Origin of the sequence: Bradyrhizobium sp. SZCCT0231 (assembly GCF_018130245.1) — a bacterium.
GTDB classification, from domain to species: domain Bacteria; phylum Pseudomonadota; class Alphaproteobacteria; order Rhizobiales; family Xanthobacteraceae; genus Bradyrhizobium; species Bradyrhizobium japonicum_F.
Genome location: NZ_JAFCKP010000002.1, coordinates 165324 through 183666, shown reverse-complemented (window position 1 = coordinate 183666; position 18343 = coordinate 165324). Strand labels below are relative to the sequence as shown.

The following is an 18343-nucleotide window of genomic DNA, read 5'->3' as shown; positions in this document are numbered from 1 at the left end:
CCGATCGTTTCCGTCGATGGACAACTGGCTGAAGCCTCTATCGTTAGATCAATCCTCCGGTAGAGGGTAGGCCCTAACCGCGCACCGGCGAGACCAGCCACTTGCGGCCGAACAACACGAGGAGCGCGAGGGCGTAGACGATCGTGCCGCCGACGGCGAGCAGGGCCAGCGTCGCTTCGTCCCGGAAGGTGTGCCCGGAGGCAAGAGCGGCTGGGCTGAAACGCGCAATCAGCCAAAAAGCTACGGCCAGAACTATCCCGGTCAGCAGGAATTTGGCCGGCGACAGCAGCCATGCGCGGTCTGGCGCGAGGAAGCCTCGCTGACGGCGAAGAAGAGCACCGCAGCAGATTGGTCTGGCTTCCCCGACGTACACTCGGACGCCGTGCTTGGCGAACGTCAGGGTGAGCTGCCGCTGTTCCGAGTATTTCGGCGTCTTGCCACTTATTGGAGTCCTTGCCGCGCGGGTCCCGATCGGCAACACTGCTCGGATTTCAAGTAGTTGTTTGAAGGGGGGCTCTCATGCCCGATACATTGGAAAGCCTGTTGTGGTGTGCCGCGCTGGCGACGTGGCTGATGCTCTTCTTCGGGATCATAGGTGAGCGCCTGAAGCCTGTCTCAAAACTCCTCAGCCATCTGCTCGAGGTTGCCTTCAGGCTTAGGGCGAAGTGACGCAATAATGGCCTCAAGGGCGCGGCTTGGCAGCTTCCAGGCTGGCAGAGCCGCGCGTCGCGTTGATGGCGCAAGGACGAACGAACCAAGCGCGCACATCGTGCCGCCGCGCTGTCTCTCGACTCTGCGAGGGAGCGACGATGCTTGCACCACGCCTCCGGGTAGCTCAGGTAAGTTATTGGCTATCGCGCTGAGAGAGAGGCTGAAACGAACACGCTGCTAGCCTGCCAGCCTCCGATCGAGGGAGAACCGCCCCGCCCCGGTGACCAGGATCAACAAAGCGCCTCCCGATATCGAGATGTTTTTCAAGAAATTGTTGTACTGCCCAATCTGTTGGGGACCGGCGGGATATTCCCAGTAACGATGGGCGATGGCCGTGGCCGAGAATACAAAGAGAAGAACCAAGATTGCGCAGTAGCGCGTACCGATTCCGAGTATCAAACCAGCCGATATCAGCACTTCCACCATGACGGTAGTCGCCGTGAACAGCTGGGGCACTGGAAGGTTCAGCGAACGAAAATAGCTCACTGAACCACTGAAGTTGGTAAGCGCTCCGTATGCACTGCCTACGAAGACCCATGCAAGCAGGATGCGGCCGATCAGGATCAGCAGGTCGGCATTGCTGGTGACGAACTTGTCAATTTGAGATGTGGGCCAGGGAGAGCGGAATGCCATGGTCACTGCCTCATCGCTTTGTTGCCTGAGGGCGGCACCTGAACATCCAAGATCGTATCACGATCGGCGAACCACATGAAAGGCCCTGGCCGGGGCATGATGGCCGGTAACGCCTAGCCGCGCACCAGCGAGACCAGCCAGTTGCGGCCGAACAGCGCGAGGATCGCGAGCGCGTAGACGATGGTGCCGCCGACGGCGAGCAGGACCAGCACCACTTCGTCCCGGAAATGCATCGCGCCCAGCAAAGGGCCGCTGAAGCGCGCGATCAGCCAGAAGGCGACCGCCAGGGTCAGGCCGGTCAGCAGGAATTTGGCAAGCGACATCAGCCAGGCGCGGTCCAGCACGAGAAAGCCCCGCCGCACGGCGAAGAACAGCACCAGCAAGAGATTGGTCCAGACCCCGACGGCGGTTGCCAGCGCGAGGCCGATCTGGGCGAGCGATCCCATCAGGGCGACCTTCAGCGCAACGTTGACGGCGATGCCCGTCAGCGACGCCCGGACCGGCGTTGCGGTGTCCTTGCGGGCATAGAAGGTCGCGACCGCGCTGCGGATCAGCACGAAGGGGATCAGGCCGATGGCATAGGCTGCGAGCGTCGCGCCGGCGGTGGCGGCATCGGCCTTGGAGAACGCACCGCGGGCGAACAGCGCGCGCATGATCGCGTCGGGCACGGTGAGGAAGGCCGCCACGAACGGGATCGAGAACAGCAGCGTGAAATCGAACGCGCGGCGCTGCGCCTTCATCGCGCCGTCATGGTCGTTCGCCGTGATGCGCCGCGACATCTCCGGCAGCAGCACCGTGCCGATGGCGATGCCGATGACGCCGATCGGGAGCTGGTTGAGCCGGTCGGCATAGTAGAGCGCCGACAGCGCGCCCGCGGGCAGGAAGGTCGCGATGATTGTGTCGGCGAACAGCGCGACCTGCGTGCCCATCGAGCCCAACGTCGCGGGCCCCAGCGCCTTGAAGAAGCCGCGGACATCTTCATCGAGCTTGAGCGGCGCAAAGCGCGGCAAGCCGCCATGGCGGGCGAGATCGCCGGCGAGCAGGAAATATTGCAGGAAGCCGGAGATGAGGACGCCCCAGGCCGCGGCATGGCCCGCGGTCGGAAACCAGACGGCAACCGCCAGCGTCATCATCATCGCGACATTGAGGAAGATCGAGGCGGCCGCTGCGCTGGCAAAGCGCTGCATCACGTTGAGCATGCCGCCATAGAGCGTCACCAGCGTGATCAGCAGCAGATACGGAAAGGTGATCCGGGTCAGCTCGATCGCGAGCTTGCGCTGCTCGGCGTCCTCGGAAAAGCCCGGCGCCAAAATGCTCATGGCCTGCGGCATGAACAGCCAGGCGGCGATCAGCAGCACCACCTGCGAGGCCAAGAGCAGCGTGAAGATGCGGTCGGCGAACAGGTGAGCGGCCGCCTCGCCCTTCTCGCCATGGACATGCGCATAGGCCGGCACCCAGGCGGCGTTGAACGCGCCCTCGGCGAAGATCGCGCGGAAATGGTTTGGCAGCCGCAGCGCCACGAAAAAGGCGTCGGCCACCGGGCCGGCGCCGAGAATCGCCGCAAGCATGATGTCGCGGGCAAACCCCGTCAGCCGCGAGAGCAGCGTATAACCACCGACCGTGAAGATGCGTCCGAGCATGCGCCTGTTTTAGAGCATGGCGCGATTAGGTCTAGGTGCTAGCGGCGATGGAGGTGCGCTCCCTCCTCCGCTTGCGGGGGAGGGCGGGGAGAGGGTTGTGTCGACAACGAAGACTCCCCCAGAGGAAAGACCCCTCACCCGCGCCTTCGGCGCGACCTCTCCCGCAAGCGGGAGAGGTGAAAAGAGACGTCAGCCCGCCAGCGCGCCGCGGACGGCGGCGATGATTCGCTCCTGGTCGGCTTCGGTCAAATAGGCGTGCATGGGCAGGCTGATGACGTCCTGCGACAGGCTCTCGCAGCCCGGCAATCCGCCCTCGGCGACCGGATACTGCTTGTAGGCGGTCTGCTGATGCATCGACTTGCCGTAATAGATCGCGGTCGGCACGCCCTGGGCCTTCAGCGCGGCGGTAAAGCCGTCGCGGTCGGTCCCCTCAGGGAGACGGATCGTGTACTGCGCCCAGACCGAGGTGTTGCCGGGCGCGAGGCGCGGCACGGTGACGACGTTGCTGAGCCCGCGCGCGTAGCGCTCCGCGACCTTGTTGCGGGCGGCGATCTCGTCGTCAAAAATCTTCAGCTTCTCGATCAGGACCGCGGCCTGCATGGTGTCGAGCCGGCCGGTGAGGCCGAGGCGGACGTTGTCGTATTTGTCGACGCCCTGCCCGTGCACGCGGATGCTGCGCAGCGTGGCGGCGAGCTCGTCGTCATCGGTGAAGATGGCGCCGCCGTCGCCGAAGCAGCCGAGCGGCTTGGCCGGGAAGAAGCTGGTCGCGGTGGCGTGCCCGAACGTGCCGAGCTTGCGGCCCTTGTAGCTCGCGCCAAAGCCTTGCGCGGCGTCGTCGAGCACGAACAGGCCCTCGGCCCTGGCGATCTCGGCGATCGCGTCGTGATCGGCGGGCTGGCCGAACAGGTCGACCGGAATCACCGCGACGGGCTTGAGGCCGGCCTTGCGGGCGGTCGCGATGCCGCGCTTGAGCGACTCCGGGCTCATGTTGAAGGTGGCTTCGTCCACGTCGACATAGACAGGCGTCGCACCGGTCCGCGCCACCGGCGAGGCGGTCGCGATGAAGGTGAAGGACGGACACAGCACGGCATCGCCGGGCCCGACATTCTTGGCCATCATCACCATCAGGATCGCATCGGTGCCGCTGGCGCAGCCGATGACGTGCTTGGCGCCAGCGTAGACCGCAAGCTGCTTCTCGAGCTCGAAGACCTCGGGCCCGTTGACGAACTGGCAATGGTCGAGCACGCGCTTGACGGCGGCATCGAGCGAGGCGCCGAGCCGGCGGCGCTGCGAGGCAACGTCGATGAAGGGAATGGGATCGGGACGCAGATGCTGGTTCATGACCTGATTCTTGGCGGCTTCTTGAGTGGTCGACATGGAGAGGAGATCAGCCGGCGACGCGGCGCGGTGCCTTGCGGGCAGGTGACGTCGCCGCAGGACGCGAGGGCGTCTCCAGGCACTGCGTCGCGATCTCGAGGCTGGCAACGCCCTCATCGCCCGTGACCGCCGGCGTCTCGCCATGGCGCACCGCCTTGAGGAACGCGATCAGCTCAGCGCGGAGCGGCTCGTCATGGCCGACCGGCAGATGCCGCATCGAATAGCTGCCATCCGGCTTGAAGCCGAAGCATTCGGTGACCTGGCGCGTCAGCAGATCGCCCATCACGTATTTGCCGCGGGTCGCGACCGTGACGCTGCGCGCCTTGAACGGCGTCAGCCAGTTGGTGTTGATGTGGGCGAGCACGCCGTTGGCGGTGCGGAACTGCAACAGCGCGATGTCCTCGCGCTCGGCAACCGCGCTCGACAATTGCGGCTGCACCTCGACGATGTCGGATTCGGTGAACCAGCGGATCAGGTCGATGTCGTGCACGGCAAGGTCGATGACGACGCCGACATTGGACATGCGCGGCGGGAACGGGCCGACGCGCGTGATCGCGATGGAGAGAATGTCCTCGCCCGCGATCGCCTGCTTGACGGCAGCGACCGCCGGATTGAAGCGCTCGACATGGCCGATCATCAGCGTCACGCCGGCCTTTTGCGCGGCGGCGACGATCTCGCGGCCCTCTTCGACCGTGGACGCAATCGGCTTCTCGACCAGCACGTGGATGTTCTTGGCGATGCAGGCGAGCGCGACCTCGTGATGCAAATGGGTCGGCGCCGCGACGGTGACGGCATCGACGCCCTCGGCGAAGAGCTGGTCGAGCGTCTCGAAGCTTTCGCAATTGGCAAGTTCCGTTGCCCGCGTGCGATGTGCCGGCGAGGGATCGACGACGCCGACGAGGCTGACGCCGGGAAGACCGCTGAGCACGCGCGCATGGTTGCTGCCCATCACACCGGCACCAATGACGCCGACGCGCAAGCCGGCCTTTGCCGGTGCAGACCCTTTGGAACTCATCTGAGCAAACCCCGATTCAACGCAAATCCCCGGGCCGCTTCTAGCACGGACGCCACATTTGTGGCGAATGCCGCCCTCGCGGGCCGGACACGATTTGATTCAAAAAGTTACACGTTCCCCGGGCCTTAAGCCGAAAAAGATACCGCTTCTCGGCCCGGGTCGCGTGATTCGGAGTTTGCTGGTTACGACCTTTGATAGTCGTCTTCAATCCGGATGATGTCGTCTTCCCCCAGATAGCTTCCGGTCTGGACCTCGATCAGTTCCAGCTGGATCTTGCCGGGATTCTCCATCCGGTGGACGGCGCCCATCGGGATGTAGATGGACTCGTTCTCGTGCACCGTCTTCACGGCCTCGTTGACGGTGACCTGGGCCGTGCCCCGCACCACGATCCAGTGCTCGGCACGATGGTGATGCTTCTGCAGCGACAGCCGCCCGCCCGGCTTCACCACGATGCGCTTGACCTGGTGACGCGCGCCATTGTCGACGGACTGATAGCTGCCCCACGGCCGGTGCACCTTCAGATGCTCCTCGGTGACCTTCGGTGCGACCGTCTTGAGCTTGGTCACCAGACGCTTCAGCCCGTTGGCATCCTTCTGGCGCGAGACCAGAACCGCGTCCGCGGTGGCGACCACGACGAGATCGTCGACGCCTTCGAGCGCGACCAGCGCTGAATCGGTGGTGACGTTGCAGTTGCGGGAGTCCTCGAACACCGCGGTGCCGTGCGCCGCATTGCCCAGCGCGTCCTTGTCCGAGAGCTCCCACACCGCGTGCCAGGAGCCGACGTCGGACCAGCCGCACGACACCGGCACCACGGCGGCGCGCGAGGTCTTCTCCATCACGGCATAGTCGATCGAGATCGCCTTCGCCGCGCCGAACGCCTCGGGCTCCAGCGTGACGAAGCCGAGATCGCGGCCGGCATTGTTGACCGCATCGGCGACGGCCTCGACGCTTGCCGCATCGACCTTGCGATATTCGTCGAGCAGCACAGCGGCCGGGAACATGAAGTTGCCGCTGTTCCAGAGATAGCCCGAATTGACGTAGTCGGATGCCTTCACCGCGTCCGGCTTCTCGACGAAGCGTGCAACCGCATGCACCTCGCCAGAGATCACCTCGCCCGGATTGATGTAGCCGTATTCGGTCGCCGGCCGCTCCGGCTTGACGCCGAAGGTGACGACGCGCCCGGCATTCGCGGCGGCAAGGCCTTCGCGGCAGGCGGCGACGAAGGCGGCATTGTCCTGCACCACGTGGTCGGCGGCGAGCGCGAGCACGATCGCCTCACTGGCGCGGTTCTGCGCGAACACTGCGCCCGCGGCGATCGCGGGACCGGAATCGCGCCGCATCGGCTCGAGGATCACGTCCGCCTCGATGCCGATCTCGGCGAGCTGCTCCAGCACCATGAAGCGATAGGACGCGTTGGTGATGACGATCGGCCGGTCGAACAGCGAGGGATCGGAGACGCGCAGCAGCGCGTCTTGAAAAGTCGAGCGCGTGCCGAACAGCGGCAGGAATTGCTTGGGGCGCACCTCGCGCGAGGCGGGCCACAGCCGCGTGCCGGCACCGCCGCACATGATCAGGGGGATTATGCGTTTGTCCAAAATCAGAAGCTCCAGGCCAAATTCAATTCACAAATCGTGCAACATCCATAAAGCCAGAATTTCATAGTGGGAACACAAGTTCGAAATAACCTTAGCAGGACCTCTGTTGCCTATTCGGCAGACCTCAAAGCCGTTAATCTAAGCTTGCATTTTTGACCCAGCCATCTCCCTATTCTCTTCGTTTTCGAGTACGAACAGCCTACCGAACCTAGAGATTATTTATGACAAAGAAACGTGCACTTATTACCGGCGTGACAGGTCAAGACGGCGCCTATCTCGCCGAATTGCTCTTGGAAAAAGGATATGAGGTCCATGGCATCAAACGCCGGACCTCACTCTTCAACACCGATCGCATCGATCATCTCTATCTGGACCCTCATGAGCCGAATCCAGCGTTCCGCCTGCACTACGGCGACCTGACGGACTCTTCGAGCCTGATACGTATTGTCGGCCAGGTGCAGCCGGACGAAATCTACAATCTCGCGGCCCAGAGCCACGTTGCCGTTTCATTCGAGGAACCCGAGTACACGGCGAATTCCGACGCCCTCGGCACTTTGCGCATCCTCGAGGCCATGCGCATTACCGGCTTGGAGAGGAAGGCGCGCTTCTATCAAGCGTCAACATCTGAACTGTATGGTTTGGTCCAGGAGATCCCCCAAAAGGAGACCACGCCTTTCTATCCGCGCTCGCCCTACGCGGTCGCCAAGCTTTATGCCTACTGGATCACGGTCAACTACCGCGAAGCCTATGGGATGTACGCATGCAACGGCATCCTCTTTAACCACGAATCTCCCGTCCGCGGCGAGACCTTCGTCACCCGGAAGATCACGCGTGCCTTGGCGCGCATCCATTTGGGCCTGCAGGAGCGGCTTTATCTGGGTAATCTGGACGCCCTCCGCGACTGGGGACACGCGCGTGACTATGTCGAAATGCAATGGCTGATGCTGCAGCAGGACAAGCCGGAAGATTTCGTGATTGCTACGGGCGTGCAGCATTCTGTCCGAGATTTTGTCAATGTCGCTGCCAACGAAGTGGGCATGACAGTTCGCTGGGAAGGAAGTGGCGTCGAAGAAAAAGGATATGACGCCAAGACCGGCAAGTGTGTCGTTTCCGTCGATCCACGCTATTTCCGCCCCACTGAGGTCGCGACGCTTCTTGGTGATCCGTCAAAGGCCAAGCAGAAACTCGGCTGGGAGCCCAAGACGTCGTTCGAAAGCCTGGTTCGAGAAATGATGAAGGAAGATCTCGAAGCCGCAAAGCGCGACGAACTCATCAAGCAGCACGGGTTTAGGTATTATCCGCGACACGAGTAGTTCTTGTAGATCGGCCAGAAAGGCGACCAAGCCAAGCAAATGAGCGCCCATCGCGGCGCTCATTTTTTTCGGATGACATCACCGCATCCAACTGCGGTCGAATCCCTCAGGGCGACCGAACGGCATCCTCCACCGGAAGCCCAATATCGCCGGCAGCGCCCGTCAGGCCGACATTCGTCTGCCCTGTCGCATTGCCCTGCCCGGTCATGGCCTCCGACCACCGGCGCACGATCGTGCGTCGATCCCAACGATCAAGGGCTCGCTTTCTTCCTTCTTCGCCATAGTGCTCGCGGAGGGTCGGCGCTTCACTAAGCTGGCAAATTGCAAGCTCGAGAGCCGATGAATCTCCCGGTGGAATCACAAGACCCGCATTCGTGACTTCCGCCGCGAGGCCGGTGCCTTCTTCAGCCATCGCAATGACCGGCCGAGCAGATGCGAAAATCGCGCCGAGTTTCGAGGGCAACACCAGGTCGGCGGCCTCGGCCTTCTGCGGAATCAGATGGAAATCGGCCGTGGCCATCAATTGATTGAAGCTGTCATTGGGCTGAAGCCCCATAAAGTGGATATTGCGATGTCCGGCGGCAAGCTGCTCGAGCCTCATTTTATGAGGCCCCTCGCCAGCAAGGATGAAGTGGATGTGCGGATGACTTTTCTCTAAGCCAATCGCAGCCTCGATCACGAGTTCAAGGCCTTGCTTGTTGGACATCGTTCCGGAATAGAGTGCAACGATATCGTCCTCGCCCAGGTTTAGCTCCTGACGGTATTTGGTCGCGCGAGAGCCCGGGCAGATCGCGGTGGTGTCAATCCAGTTTCTCACCTCGGCGGTTTTGTCTGGCCTAAGACCCTTGATTCTCAACCGCTCTACCATCGCTTGAGAGATGGTTGAAACGTTGTCGAACGATTTGAGAATCGCTGCTTCGACTCGAAGCATCCACTTTCGCAGAGAAGGATTGCGCAGCAAACCAAGATCGAACGCCGCATCCACCTCGAAATCCTGCACGTGAAGCCATGATTTGGCGCCGACGCGACGAGCGGCGAACGAGACGAAGGCAGCCGACATCAGCGATGGCGCGACAGCGATCATGACGTCGGGCCGCCAGGATAGCGCCTCAAAAAGAACCGGGGCCGCGCTCGTGAGCGCGAATGAGGCGTGATGGACCAGCCGTCTAACGCCAGAGGGATGTCCGGGCACATAAATCGGCGTACGCGTTACTCGAACACCGTCAACATCTCTCGATCTGAAGTACGAGGATTTGAACGCCGGAGGGATCTTCCAGGCGGGATAGTAGGGAGGCGCCGTAATCACTCTGACTTCATGACCTTCGGCTACCAGACTTTCGCAGAGCTCGGCGTTATATTTCGCCACGCCGATCAGATCAGGGGCATAATTGATGCCGACCAAGAGAACACGCATAAAGCCCGCCCCAATTCAAACTTCAGAATAAAAAAAGTCGCTTGCAATCTAAGTAGTCTACTCAGCGCGTTGCGCCGACTTCCAGATGACGTCCGTAGCCTTCGAGATAATCTGCGTAGGCCGCCGCGAGGCCGGCCCGCAGGGCAACTTTCGGCTGCCAACCAAGCCCTCGGATTCTCGAGCTATCCAGCAACTTGCGTGGCGTTCCGTCAGGCTTGGAGGTATCGAACGCGAGCTTGCCTCCATAGCCCACGACCTCCGCGACAGTTGTCGCGAATTCGGCAATCGACAATTCGTCGCCACTGCCAACATTGATCGGCAGGTCGCTTGAATAATTCTTCAGAAGGAAAACGCAGGCATCCGCAAAGTCCTCGACATTGAGGAATTCGCGGAGCGGCGTGCCGGTGCCCCAGACGGAGACGCTGGGTGCATTAGCGAGCTTGGCTTCGTGGAAGCGCCGGATCAACGCTGCGGGGACGTGACTGTGGTCCGGATGATAATTGTCGCCGAGGCCGTAGAGATTGGTCGGCATCACCGAGATGAAATCATCGCCATATTGCCGACGATACGCTTGGCACATCTTGAGGCCGGCAATCTTCGCGATTGCGTACCATTCGTTGGTCGGCTCGAGCGGCCCTGTCAGCAATTCGCTTTCGGCGATTGGCTGCTTGGCGTGCTTGGGATAGATGCAGGACGAGCCGAGGAACAGCAGGCGCTGCACACCAACCGCGTGACTTGCGCGGATCACACTCAATTCCAGCGCAAGGTTGTCGCAGAGAAAGTCGACCGGGAAATTGTTGTTGGCTGCGATACCGCCGACCTTTGCAGCGGCGTGAACCACGACCTCCGGACGATTGGCCTCGAGCCATTTCAGCGTGGGCTCTTCCTTCGTCAGGTCCAGCTCACGCCGATCAGCCGTCAGCACGGTGCAATTCTCTGACGCAAGCCTGCGGACGACAGCTGATCCCACCATGCCGCGGTGACCCGCGACGAAGATGCGCTTGCCCGCGAGATCGTAAGTTGAAACCCCTGTCATCGTAATCCTCTATCAGTATCCGGTTAGCCGGATCACCACCACTCTGGCGAGATCCGGCGACCGATAGCATTACGCAATCACGCTGCCGATGCAGCCCCGCCAAACTGCTAACACAATCTTCACCATGCGACAGCCTGTCCCGGCCCGACAAAGATATTCATGGTGAACCTGCGCTGCGCGCACAAATGATCAGCACACAATGAAACAAAAACGAGCAAGGCAGCCGCATCAGCTGTGCGGCTGCCTTGAAGGATCGTTGAAAAACGGCAGCCGCCGCTCGGTTTACTTCAATCTCAGTACGCCCGGCGCAGAACCGGACCGACAGGCGCACAAACCCGGTCCATGTACCACCCATAAGGCGTCTCGACACGCACCAAGGGGCAACGGCGCCACGGCACGTAGCGATATGGATACGGCTGCGCCCAGAACGTAACAGGCGTCATCTGGCTCGCGCCCGTGAGCAGGGCTGCCGGCGCAGGCATCTGCATTGCAGCGTTCGCTCCGCTCGCTGCGCAGAACGTGACAGTTGCAGCCAAAAGACCTGCCCGCATCAACGTCTTAAACATCCAAAAAGCTCCTCGCCCCTGCGGATTTGATCCCCGACTCGTGCTTGTCAGACCCCAGTCGACCAACGTCACGGTCCATAACGCCACTCCGCGACTAGCCCAAATAGTGAACCGAACTTTACCAAGGCCACCGGCGGAAATGCAACCGATGCCGGGGCGGCCGAGGGCCTTTTGGGACGATATGGCGCGCAAGTGTGGCTTCTTGGTCCTATTTTTCCTCACTCCAGGCGCCCGGAGCAGCGAGGTCGGGTGAACGGCGGTACACATCCCGAAGGAACTGGTAGTTGACCGTCTGAGCCAAAGGCACGTCCTCCTCGCCGAGCTTGGCGAACAGGAGGATATCGCGAAGCGTCCGCCAGCGGCTTTCGTCGTAGTCGCCGATGCGGCCGCCCGTCGGCAGCACCAGCGAGCGCTGCTGCTGCAGCTCGAATTTCAGGCGCTCGGAATTCAGCCTGGCCGGGCCGGTGCCGGCGAGAACGGGCACGCTCCGTGCATAGTCCGCGTAGGCAAATTGCCATCCTCGAATGAGCCCCTGAAGGACGTCGGCGATCACCGACGGTTGGTCATGGATGAGATCATTGCTCGCGAAATAAACCTGGCCCGGGACATGGATGCCGTGGTCCTGCGGTTTGATGACGTTCAGCTTCGCGAAGGTCGGACTGGAGGGATCGGGCTGCTCGTCGATGGCGGCGATGATCGCATCTACCTCCCCGGCCCTCAGAGCCTCGAAGCTCTCGCGGTCTGGGACCTTGGTGATCTGGCTTCGGGGAAGCCCGAGCTGCGCCATCATGGCATCAAAGACGACGTCCCCCTCACTCGCCCTGCGGTATCCGACCCGTTTTCCGACCAGATCAGCCGGCCGCCGCAAGCCCGAGCTTTCGAGCGTGAAAATCGCGACAGAGGTATCGAGGAAGCTTGCAGCGAAGGCGGTTACGGGAACGCCGCGCCAGCTCGCCAGCAGGAAGTTCTGGCCGCTCGTCACGCCGATGGCATGTTGGCGTGCAATGGTTTGGACGAAGTCAGGATCTTCGGGCTGAACCGACACCTCAACGCGGGAGGAGAAATATCCCTGCGTGGATGCAGCGAGCTCGCCGGCAAACCGCGCGCCATATCGCCCGTCAAGGAGGAGCTTGATCGCGACGGGCCTGGAAGCCGCCGGAGTTCGGATGGGCGCCGCATCGGGACGAAGAAGGAGAAGCACGAGTCCCACCAAGGCGACGGCCGCAAGGCCAATGGCGAGGTACCGCTTCCCTCTCGGCCGGGTCCGCCGCCGGGACTGGGTGCGAGGCAACGAAGACTTCCTAACGGGTTGTGAAATTTAACATATCAGTCGAGGCGAGATGGGCTACAATGCAAGCTTGTGGGGTAAGGTTAATTTTTCCTTCGCCTTGTTCTAACAGCGATTTCGCCCGATAGCACGGCTTGTTCGGGCTAATGAATTTTGCGTCAATGGGTTTGGCAGGATGACAATTCTTTCCACTCGGCCGGTGCCCGTCGCCGATTCGACGACGGAAATTCGTGTGGTCGAGCCAGTCGCCGAAACAGCTGTGGGATTTGCGCCGAGCTGGCTGCGACCTGTGGTTGTCGAGCGGCTGATGGCTGTGGTCGATGCGGCGCTGATCGTGGTCAGCGGGATCGCTTGCGCGGTCGGCTATCACGTCGTGACCGCGGGCACGCTCGGCAAGGCGGATGTCTATGCGGCGGCGAGCGTGCTGGTGGCGGTCAACTTCATCCTGCTGACCATCGTGCAGCAGGGCTATCGCCTGAAGACCGTCACCAACCTTGCCCGCACGTTCCGGATGACGCTGACGACGTGGACCTTCCTGTTCGGCGCGCTGCTGGCGATCGCCTTCACGATGAAGGTCAGCGACGAGTTCTCGCGCGGCACCACGATCTCGTTCTATCTGGTCGGCCTTGCCGCGCTGCTGGCCTGGAAGACCGTGGCGGCGCGCTGGACCGCGCATGCCTTGCGCACCGGAGCCTTCGCCAACGGCCGCGCGATCATGATCGCCGAGTTCGGCCTTGCCTCCTCCTCCAACGCGGTCGACGACCTCGGCCAGCACGGCTACCGCCTGATGCGCCTGATGGAGATCCCGGCCAAGGAGCTCGCTTCGCCGCTGCTGCTCTCCTCGCTGGCGCCGCGCTTCGAGGAGCTGATCAATTACGCGCGCGAGCACCGGATCGAGCACGTCTTCCTCCTGATCAACTGGAGCCGGCAGCATGCGATCGACAGCATTCTGGACGTGCTGAAGATCCTCCCCCTCCCGGTGCATCTGGTGCCGGACCCCAACACGGCGCGCTTCCTGCGCTATCCGCTGACCGGCACCGGCAGCACCTTCACCGCCGAGCTGCGCCGCGCCCCGCTCTCGTGGCGCGAACGCGCGCTCAAGCGCGCGCTGGACCTCGTCGGCGCGAGCCTTGCGCTTTTCGTGTTCGCGCCGGTGATGCTGGTGACCGCGCTCCTGATCAAGCTGACCTCGACGGGGCCGGTGTTCTTCCGCCAGACCCGCCACGGCTTTGGCGGGCGCGCGTTCAGGATCTTCAAATTCCGCACCATGCGCGTGCTCGAGGACGGCGCGACGGTTGTGCAGGCACAGAAGAACGACCCGCGCGTCACGCCGATCGGCAAATGGCTGCGCAAGACCTCGATCGACGAGCTGCCGCAGCTCCTCAACGTGCTCAAGGGCGACATGTCGCTGGTCGGCCCCCGCCCGCACGCGGCCGCCCACAACACCGAATATGAGCAGATCATCGGCAACTATGCCTTCCGCCACCACGTCAAGCCCGGCATCACCGGCTGGGCCCAGGTTAATGGTTATCGCGGAGAAACCCGCACGCTCGACCTGATGCAGAAGCGCGTGGAGTATGATCTGTGGTACATCAACAATTGGAGCTTGTGGTTGGACACTAGAATTGTCTTCCGAACCGCCGCCGCACAATTTTTACATCCTGCTGCCTACTAGCATCGCAATGTCAGTTCAGATTGACCCCAAACTCGTGTCGGCGTCAAACGCCAATCCCACCAGCAATAAGAAGGCCGAAGTCGTTGGCATCCAATATCTGAGAGGCATTGCTGCCATCGCGGTCGTATTCGACCATTCCGCTGGAATGGGAGCTTTCGACAAATACTTTGGCGTGACTATCTTCAACAATTTCCTCATGTACGGAGCTCATGGGGTCGACATATTTTTCGTCGTGAGTGGATTCATCATTGCGTACGTTGCCCTTCGTCCGAAGGACTTTGTCCCGGAACTGACCTTTCTAGATTTTTTAAGGAAGCGAGCGCTCCGGATCTTACCGTTAATGTGGCTGGCAATTGGCTCTTATGCAATTCTTCGTATGTTGGGCGGAGTATCTGCGAACTGGGCGGATTACTTGCGTGCAGCCTTCCTATTTCCGGTTGGCCAAGTTGCTCCGCTCAACATTTGGACGCTGAGACATGAGATGCTTTTCTACTTTCTTTTTGGATTTACCTGGCTTGGGTATCCACTAATTCGATACGGGATTTTTCTATGGTTCGCTGGGCCGGTGCTGAGCGCATTGCTGGGGGGGGCGGGAAGAAACGATCTATGGGATTTCCTCGTCAGCCCAGTTAATCTAGAGTTCGGCGTCGGGTTTTGCTTAGGCTTACTATACTTAAGAGTGGGCGGCGCTAAGGCAGTTATCTCTTACCAATTCGGACTGCTGGTTTCCGCCACAGTCATAATGATGACGCTCGCTTTTTTCTATGGTCGCACACTTGGCACGCTCGAATCGGTTGTGTTCACCTCTCTATGTTCTGCACCCATCGTTGCCTTTGCAGCTTTCACAAGCCCAGCCAAGCGCAATCGCCTCGGCATCTTGCTTGGAGAAGCTTCATATTCAATATATCTCTTCCATCCCCATATCATCTCCGCCGTGCTTCGGCTCCTAAAGTCCGCAATACCAAATTTGCCCCCCCACGGCGCGATCCTGCTTGCTGCATGCACTGGTATCGCTGGAGGGATGATCATCCACAGGTTCATCGAACGGCCCTTGTTGACTCGCTTCAAGAGCGATTTTTCGGGCCGGCGCGCTCCGAATCTAGCCGCCACCTAATCGGCCTTTAGAGCTCGCGCAAAGAGGTGGTTAGACAAATAGACCAGCATCTTCAAAGATATCCAGTACGTTCGCCAGTGCACAACTTTCAGATTTCCGGCCCGAACTTCGGACCAAAATCTTGGAAAAGAGGTACCGTCCCCCTCTCTTGCGGAGAAAACTAACGCTCGCTCAAGCGTGCGAACAAGTTCTCTGTTTAAGAACTCCAGCAACTGCTGCGATCTTCCGTACTTCTCAAGCAGTTGCTTCGCGGCCTGAATGCGGTTGCTACTTTGCATCGAGACACGTTCGCCTCGGTGTTGCACAAAATACACCAAGGGCTCCGAGATAGAAGCGAACTTGCACGTGCCTGCCAAGCGGTACCAAAGATCCCAATCTTGATATGACTTGAGTGCTTCGTCGAAGCCTGATGCGCCTTCAAGCGCAGATCTCGTAACGGAGACGCAGCTAGTTGTGGGTGGACAAAATCCATCGCGAAGCAACGCCGTTCTCATGTCTGAGGCCGGCGGCCTGGCCAAGCGTACGAAGTCTTGTTCAGATGATCCAAATGTGTAGACTACGCCTGAGTAAACGACCTCCGCCGCACTCTCGATGTGCTTGCGAGTGTGCTTGGCTATTTTTTCACTGTCCCAATAATCATCGTCATCCACAAACATAACGATATCAGAACAACAAGATCTCCACCCCACATTTCGCGCTTCACCTCCCAACAGCAAGCGCGTTTTAGCAATGACATCTGCTTGGGTTAGACCAAGCAGCTCAACCATACGTTCAATAGTTTCCTTTTCCGCTGGATCCGAGGCTACTATCTTGATTTCATGAGCTTGCTGGGACTGCCCTTGGAGACTCCTGAGGCAGCGCTCAAGAAGTTCAGGCCGTCGAAATGTCGGAACTACCACACATGCGGTTGGGACCAAATTTCTCATCGATGCACCGTTTTGCAAAAGCCGTATTGATTATATTGGGTATCGACAACTCTGAGCGACCTGTCTTTTCATCGCTATTCGCACCTCGAATGATTCAGTTAGCATTGTTGGCCATCACACTTACTGCAATTGCTTCTCCTCGCGCTTCGGCCCGCACCATTTTTGTTCAACCAGAAACTTCATCAACCGAGAATACATTCGCCAGCCTACTCGAAGCAGTCGAGGCGGTGCCCAAGATTCGCTCTGGATTGGCTGCTGGAGAAGAGATAACTATTGAACTCCCTCCCGGCATCCACAGGCTTTCAGAACCAATACTCTTAAACGCCATGAATTCGGGGCTTCCAAGCTCCCCATTGACCATCAGAGGAGCACCAGATGGCAGCAGCCAACTGCTTGGATCGGCCCTGATCTCAAGCCGCCCTGCAGTCCCGAGCGACGCCCCTGACGTTCGCATTCCCGCGGAAGCACGATTCGTTGCACTTCCAAGCCAACCTTTTGAATTCCACAAATCACAGAGGAGCACCTACACCAAGATTTCAAGCTCTGGTCTTGAAGTCTTTCAAGGCGATCGGCGCCTAACGTTCGCCCGCTGGCCCCGTCAGGGGTTCAGTGAGGATATTAGCGTTCAGCTCTCTGGCCAGTCCCCTGAAGTTCGACTGTCTCCAGAGCAGACGAAACAGCTATCGCATGAAAAGGCGATGTGGATCTCCGGATATTGGGCCCGTGACTGGGCATACGAGTCCGTCCCTGTAAAGAGCTTCGATCCAGCGAGCCAGACCTTTCAAGTAGACCGACTGCAAACGCCCCTTCAAGCACGTAGTCACTTTCGATTCTTCGTCGAAAATATTCTCGGAGGCCTCAGTTCTCCAGGGCAAATGGTTTTGAATTCACCGAACCATCTATTGTTCATTCCGTATGGAGGACAAGAAAGCGAGGTTTCTGTATCCGTATCGAAGCACATCTTCGTGCTGCAGAATGCAAGAAATGTCCACATTGAACGATTGCAACTCGGTCAAACCTTAGGAGAGGCTATCCGCATCGTTAACTCCTCTGACATTGAGGTGCGAGAGTGCTCGATTAAGGGCACCGGAACATGGGGGGCAGTCGTTTCCGCTAGCGCTCGAGTGTCGTTCGATCGCTGCTTGATCTCGGAAACCGCGGAAGGCGGCATTTCACTTGATGGAGGAAACCGACGAACGCTTGCTCGGTCCGACAATTTCGTCAGAAACAGCGTAGTTGCGTACTTCGGACTAGAGAATCCCGCTTACCGGCCTGGCATTCAGCTCCAAGGAGTTGGAAATACGGTTGTAGGCAGTCTCATAGCGCACGGCCCGCATTCCGGAATTACAGTCTCCGGCAACGACAACACCATCGAAAGCAATGAGCTTACTGATTTGCTTACGCAAACCGACGACGCCGGCGCAATCTATATGGGTCGGGATTGGAGCATGCGCGGGAACTTGATTACTGGCAATTTCTTCCACGACATTCTCCCCAACTCGAAGAGGACAGCCGTGGGTGTCTACCTAGATGACCAATTTAGCGGCGCAACGATTGATAGAAACGTGTTCTATAAAGTGAACCTCCCGATCTTGCTTGGTGGCGGGCGTGACAACAAGATATCTCGCAATCTGTTTCTAGCTCCCACCAAAGCGGCCATTTTGGCGGACAACCGGGGCATGACCTGGCAGCGGCCGATGGTCTCTAGCGAGTTCGAGAAGAAGCTCGTTGCAATGCCATTTCAATCGGAAACGTGGCGAGTTCGATATCCATCGCTCGCTGCCATTAGCACGGAGCAAAAGGGCGAGCCTGGCGGAAACGAGATACGGTCTAATGCCGTGGCTGGCGGGGCACTGAAGCGATTCCTGGGGGACGCGACGGAAAGATTGGTCAATCTAAGTGACAATCAGGATGGACTTTCACTTCCTGACGAAATTGGAGCAAAGTCGGCTCGCGAGGCTGTATCGACATTTTTGTCGCTACACCCCGATGTTTCAAAGGCACTGGCCTTACCAGCGCTACCCAAACGAATGGAATAGA

At 59.9% G+C, this 18343-nt stretch carries 15 protein-coding genes; 5 read left to right on the top strand and 10 right to left on the bottom strand.

Translation table 11 applies throughout. The features are described from left to right. Window positions 1–73 precede the first annotated feature (73 nt). A complete protein-coding gene (locus JQ566_RS34515; RefSeq protein ID WP_249139329.1) occupies window positions 74–478 on the bottom strand; it encodes a hypothetical protein in 405 nt (134 codons plus the stop codon). A gap of 41 nt (window positions 479–519) precedes the next feature. On the opposite strand from JQ566_RS34515, the gene JQ566_RS08240 reads away from it, so the two are divergent. Continuing rightward, the gene (locus JQ566_RS08240) at window positions 520–669 is read left to right on the top strand and encodes a hypothetical protein (protein WP_212371760.1); all 150 of its coding nucleotides are present in this window, start codon (window positions 520–522) and stop codon (window positions 667–669) included. A 219-nt stretch (window positions 670–888) separates the two neighbouring features. Here the strand turns inward: JQ566_RS08240 and JQ566_RS08235 are convergent, their stop codons facing one another. From JQ566_RS08235 to JQ566_RS08215, 5 genes are all read right to left on the bottom strand, one after another. After that, complete coding sequence (locus JQ566_RS08235; RefSeq protein ID WP_212372127.1) at window positions 889–1344, bottom strand: DoxX family protein; 456 nt, start codon at window positions 1342–1344, stop codon at window positions 889–891. A gap of 113 nt (window positions 1345–1457) precedes the next feature. Next, complete coding sequence (murJ, locus tag JQ566_RS08230; protein WP_212371759.1) at window positions 1458–2984, bottom strand: murein biosynthesis integral membrane protein MurJ; 1527 nt, start codon at window positions 2982–2984, stop codon at window positions 1458–1460. Between the two features lie 189 nt (window positions 2985–3173). Then, window positions 3174–4361: a DegT/DnrJ/EryC1/StrS family aminotransferase gene (locus JQ566_RS08225; protein ID WP_283814332.1), complete on the bottom strand. Its 1188-nt coding sequence runs from the start codon at window positions 4359–4361 to the stop codon at window positions 3174–3176. Window positions 4362–4371: 10 nt separating this feature from the next. Next, window positions 4372–5376, bottom strand: coding sequence for a Gfo/Idh/MocA family protein (locus JQ566_RS08220; protein WP_212371758.1), 1005 nt, complete (start codon window positions 5374–5376; stop codon window positions 4372–4374). Window positions 5377–5558: 182 nt separating this feature from the next. Next, a complete protein-coding gene (locus tag JQ566_RS08215) occupies window positions 5559–6971 on the bottom strand; it encodes a mannose-1-phosphate guanylyltransferase/mannose-6-phosphate isomerase (RefSeq protein WP_212371757.1) in 1413 nt (470 codons plus the stop codon). 221 nt (window positions 6972–7192) lie between these two features. Between JQ566_RS08215 and gmd the strand changes: the two genes are divergently transcribed. Continuing rightward, window positions 7193–8284, top strand: a complete 1092-nt coding sequence (gene gmd, locus JQ566_RS08210; protein ID WP_212371756.1) for a GDP-mannose 4,6-dehydratase — start codon at window positions 7193–7195, stop codon at window positions 8282–8284. A 106-nt stretch (window positions 8285–8390) separates the two neighbouring features. On the opposite strand, the gene JQ566_RS08205 is transcribed toward gmd, so the two are convergent. The 3 genes from JQ566_RS08205 to JQ566_RS08195 form a co-directional block, all read right to left on the bottom strand. Continuing rightward, complete coding sequence (locus JQ566_RS08205) at window positions 8391–9698, bottom strand: WcaI family glycosyltransferase (RefSeq protein ID WP_212371755.1); 1308 nt, start codon at window positions 9696–9698, stop codon at window positions 8391–8393. A gap of 61 nt (window positions 9699–9759) precedes the next feature. Continuing rightward, window positions 9760–10734 carry a GDP-L-fucose synthase family protein gene (locus tag JQ566_RS08200; RefSeq protein WP_212371754.1) on the bottom strand — a complete coding sequence of 325 codons (975 nt, stop codon included), beginning with the start codon at window positions 10732–10734 and terminating at the stop codon, window positions 9760–9762. Between the two features lie 774 nt (window positions 10735–11508). After that, entirely contained in the window at window positions 11509–12501 is a 993-nt protein-coding gene (locus JQ566_RS08195) for an ABC transporter substrate-binding protein (RefSeq protein WP_349643311.1), read from the bottom strand. A gap of 394 nt (window positions 12502–12895) precedes the next feature. On the opposite strand from JQ566_RS08195, the gene JQ566_RS08190 reads away from it, so the two are divergent. After that, a complete protein-coding gene (locus JQ566_RS08190; protein ID WP_212371752.1) occupies window positions 12896–14263 on the top strand; it encodes an undecaprenyl-phosphate glucose phosphotransferase in 1368 nt (455 codons plus the stop codon). Further along, entirely contained in the window at window positions 14214–15377 is a 1164-nt protein-coding gene (locus JQ566_RS08185) for an acyltransferase family protein (protein WP_212371751.1), read from the top strand. Before JQ566_RS08190 ends, JQ566_RS08185 begins: the two co-directional genes overlap by 50 nt. Here the strand turns inward: JQ566_RS08185 and JQ566_RS08180 are convergent. Then, window positions 15374–16303 (bottom strand): glycosyltransferase family 2 protein, encoded by a 930-nt coding sequence (locus tag JQ566_RS08180; protein ID WP_212371750.1) that lies wholly within the window; start codon window positions 16301–16303, stop codon window positions 15374–15376. The two genes, JQ566_RS08185 and JQ566_RS08180, sit on opposite strands and share 4 nt — an antisense overlap. Here JQ566_RS08180 and JQ566_RS08175 point away from each other — a divergent pair. Continuing rightward, entirely contained in the window at window positions 16279–18342 is a 2064-nt protein-coding gene (locus JQ566_RS08175; RefSeq protein ID WP_212371749.1) for a right-handed parallel beta-helix repeat-containing protein, read from the top strand. The genes JQ566_RS08180 and JQ566_RS08175 overlap by 25 nt on opposite strands. The last annotated feature ends 1 nt before the right edge of the window (window position 18343 follow it).

Excerpts from the sequence above, each read along its gene's own strand:
- JQ566_RS08200 (WP_212371754.1), bottom strand. The coding sequence starts at position 10,734 with ATGACAGGGGTTTCAACTTACGATCTCGCGGGCAAGCGCATCTTCGTC.
- JQ566_RS08220 (WP_212371758.1), bottom strand. The coding sequence starts at position 5,376 with ATGAGTTCCAAAGGGTCTGCACCGGCAAAGGCCGGCTTGCGCGTCGGC.
- JQ566_RS08175 (WP_212371749.1), top strand. The coding sequence starts at position 16,279 with ATGCGGTTGGGACCAAATTTCTCATCGATGCACCGTTTTGCAAAAGCC.
- JQ566_RS08190 (WP_212371752.1), top strand. The coding sequence starts at position 12,896 with ATGGCTGTGGTCGATGCGGCGCTGATCGTGGTCAGCGGGATCGCTTGC.
- JQ566_RS08240 (WP_212371760.1), top strand. The coding sequence starts at position 520 with ATGCCCGATACATTGGAAAGCCTGTTGTGGTGTGCCGCGCTGGCGACG.
- JQ566_RS08205 (WP_212371755.1), bottom strand. The coding sequence starts at position 9,698 with ATGCGTGTTCTCTTGGTCGGCATCAATTATGCCCCTGATCTGATCGGC.
- JQ566_RS08225 (WP_283814332.1), bottom strand. The coding sequence starts at position 4,361 with ATGTCGACCACTCAAGAAGCCGCCAAGAATCAGGTCATGAACCAGCAT.
- JQ566_RS08180 (WP_212371750.1), bottom strand. The coding sequence starts at position 16,303 with ATGAGAAATTTGGTCCCAACCGCATGTGTGGTAGTTCCGACATTTCGA.
- gmd (WP_212371756.1), top strand. The coding sequence starts at position 7,193 with ATGACAAAGAAACGTGCACTTATTACCGGCGTGACAGGTCAAGACGGC.
- murJ (WP_212371759.1), bottom strand. The coding sequence starts at position 2,984 with ATGCTCGGACGCATCTTCACGGTCGGTGGTTATACGCTGCTCTCGCGG.
- JQ566_RS08235 (WP_212372127.1), bottom strand. The coding sequence starts at position 1,344 with ATGGCATTCCGCTCTCCCTGGCCCACATCTCAAATTGACAAGTTCGTC.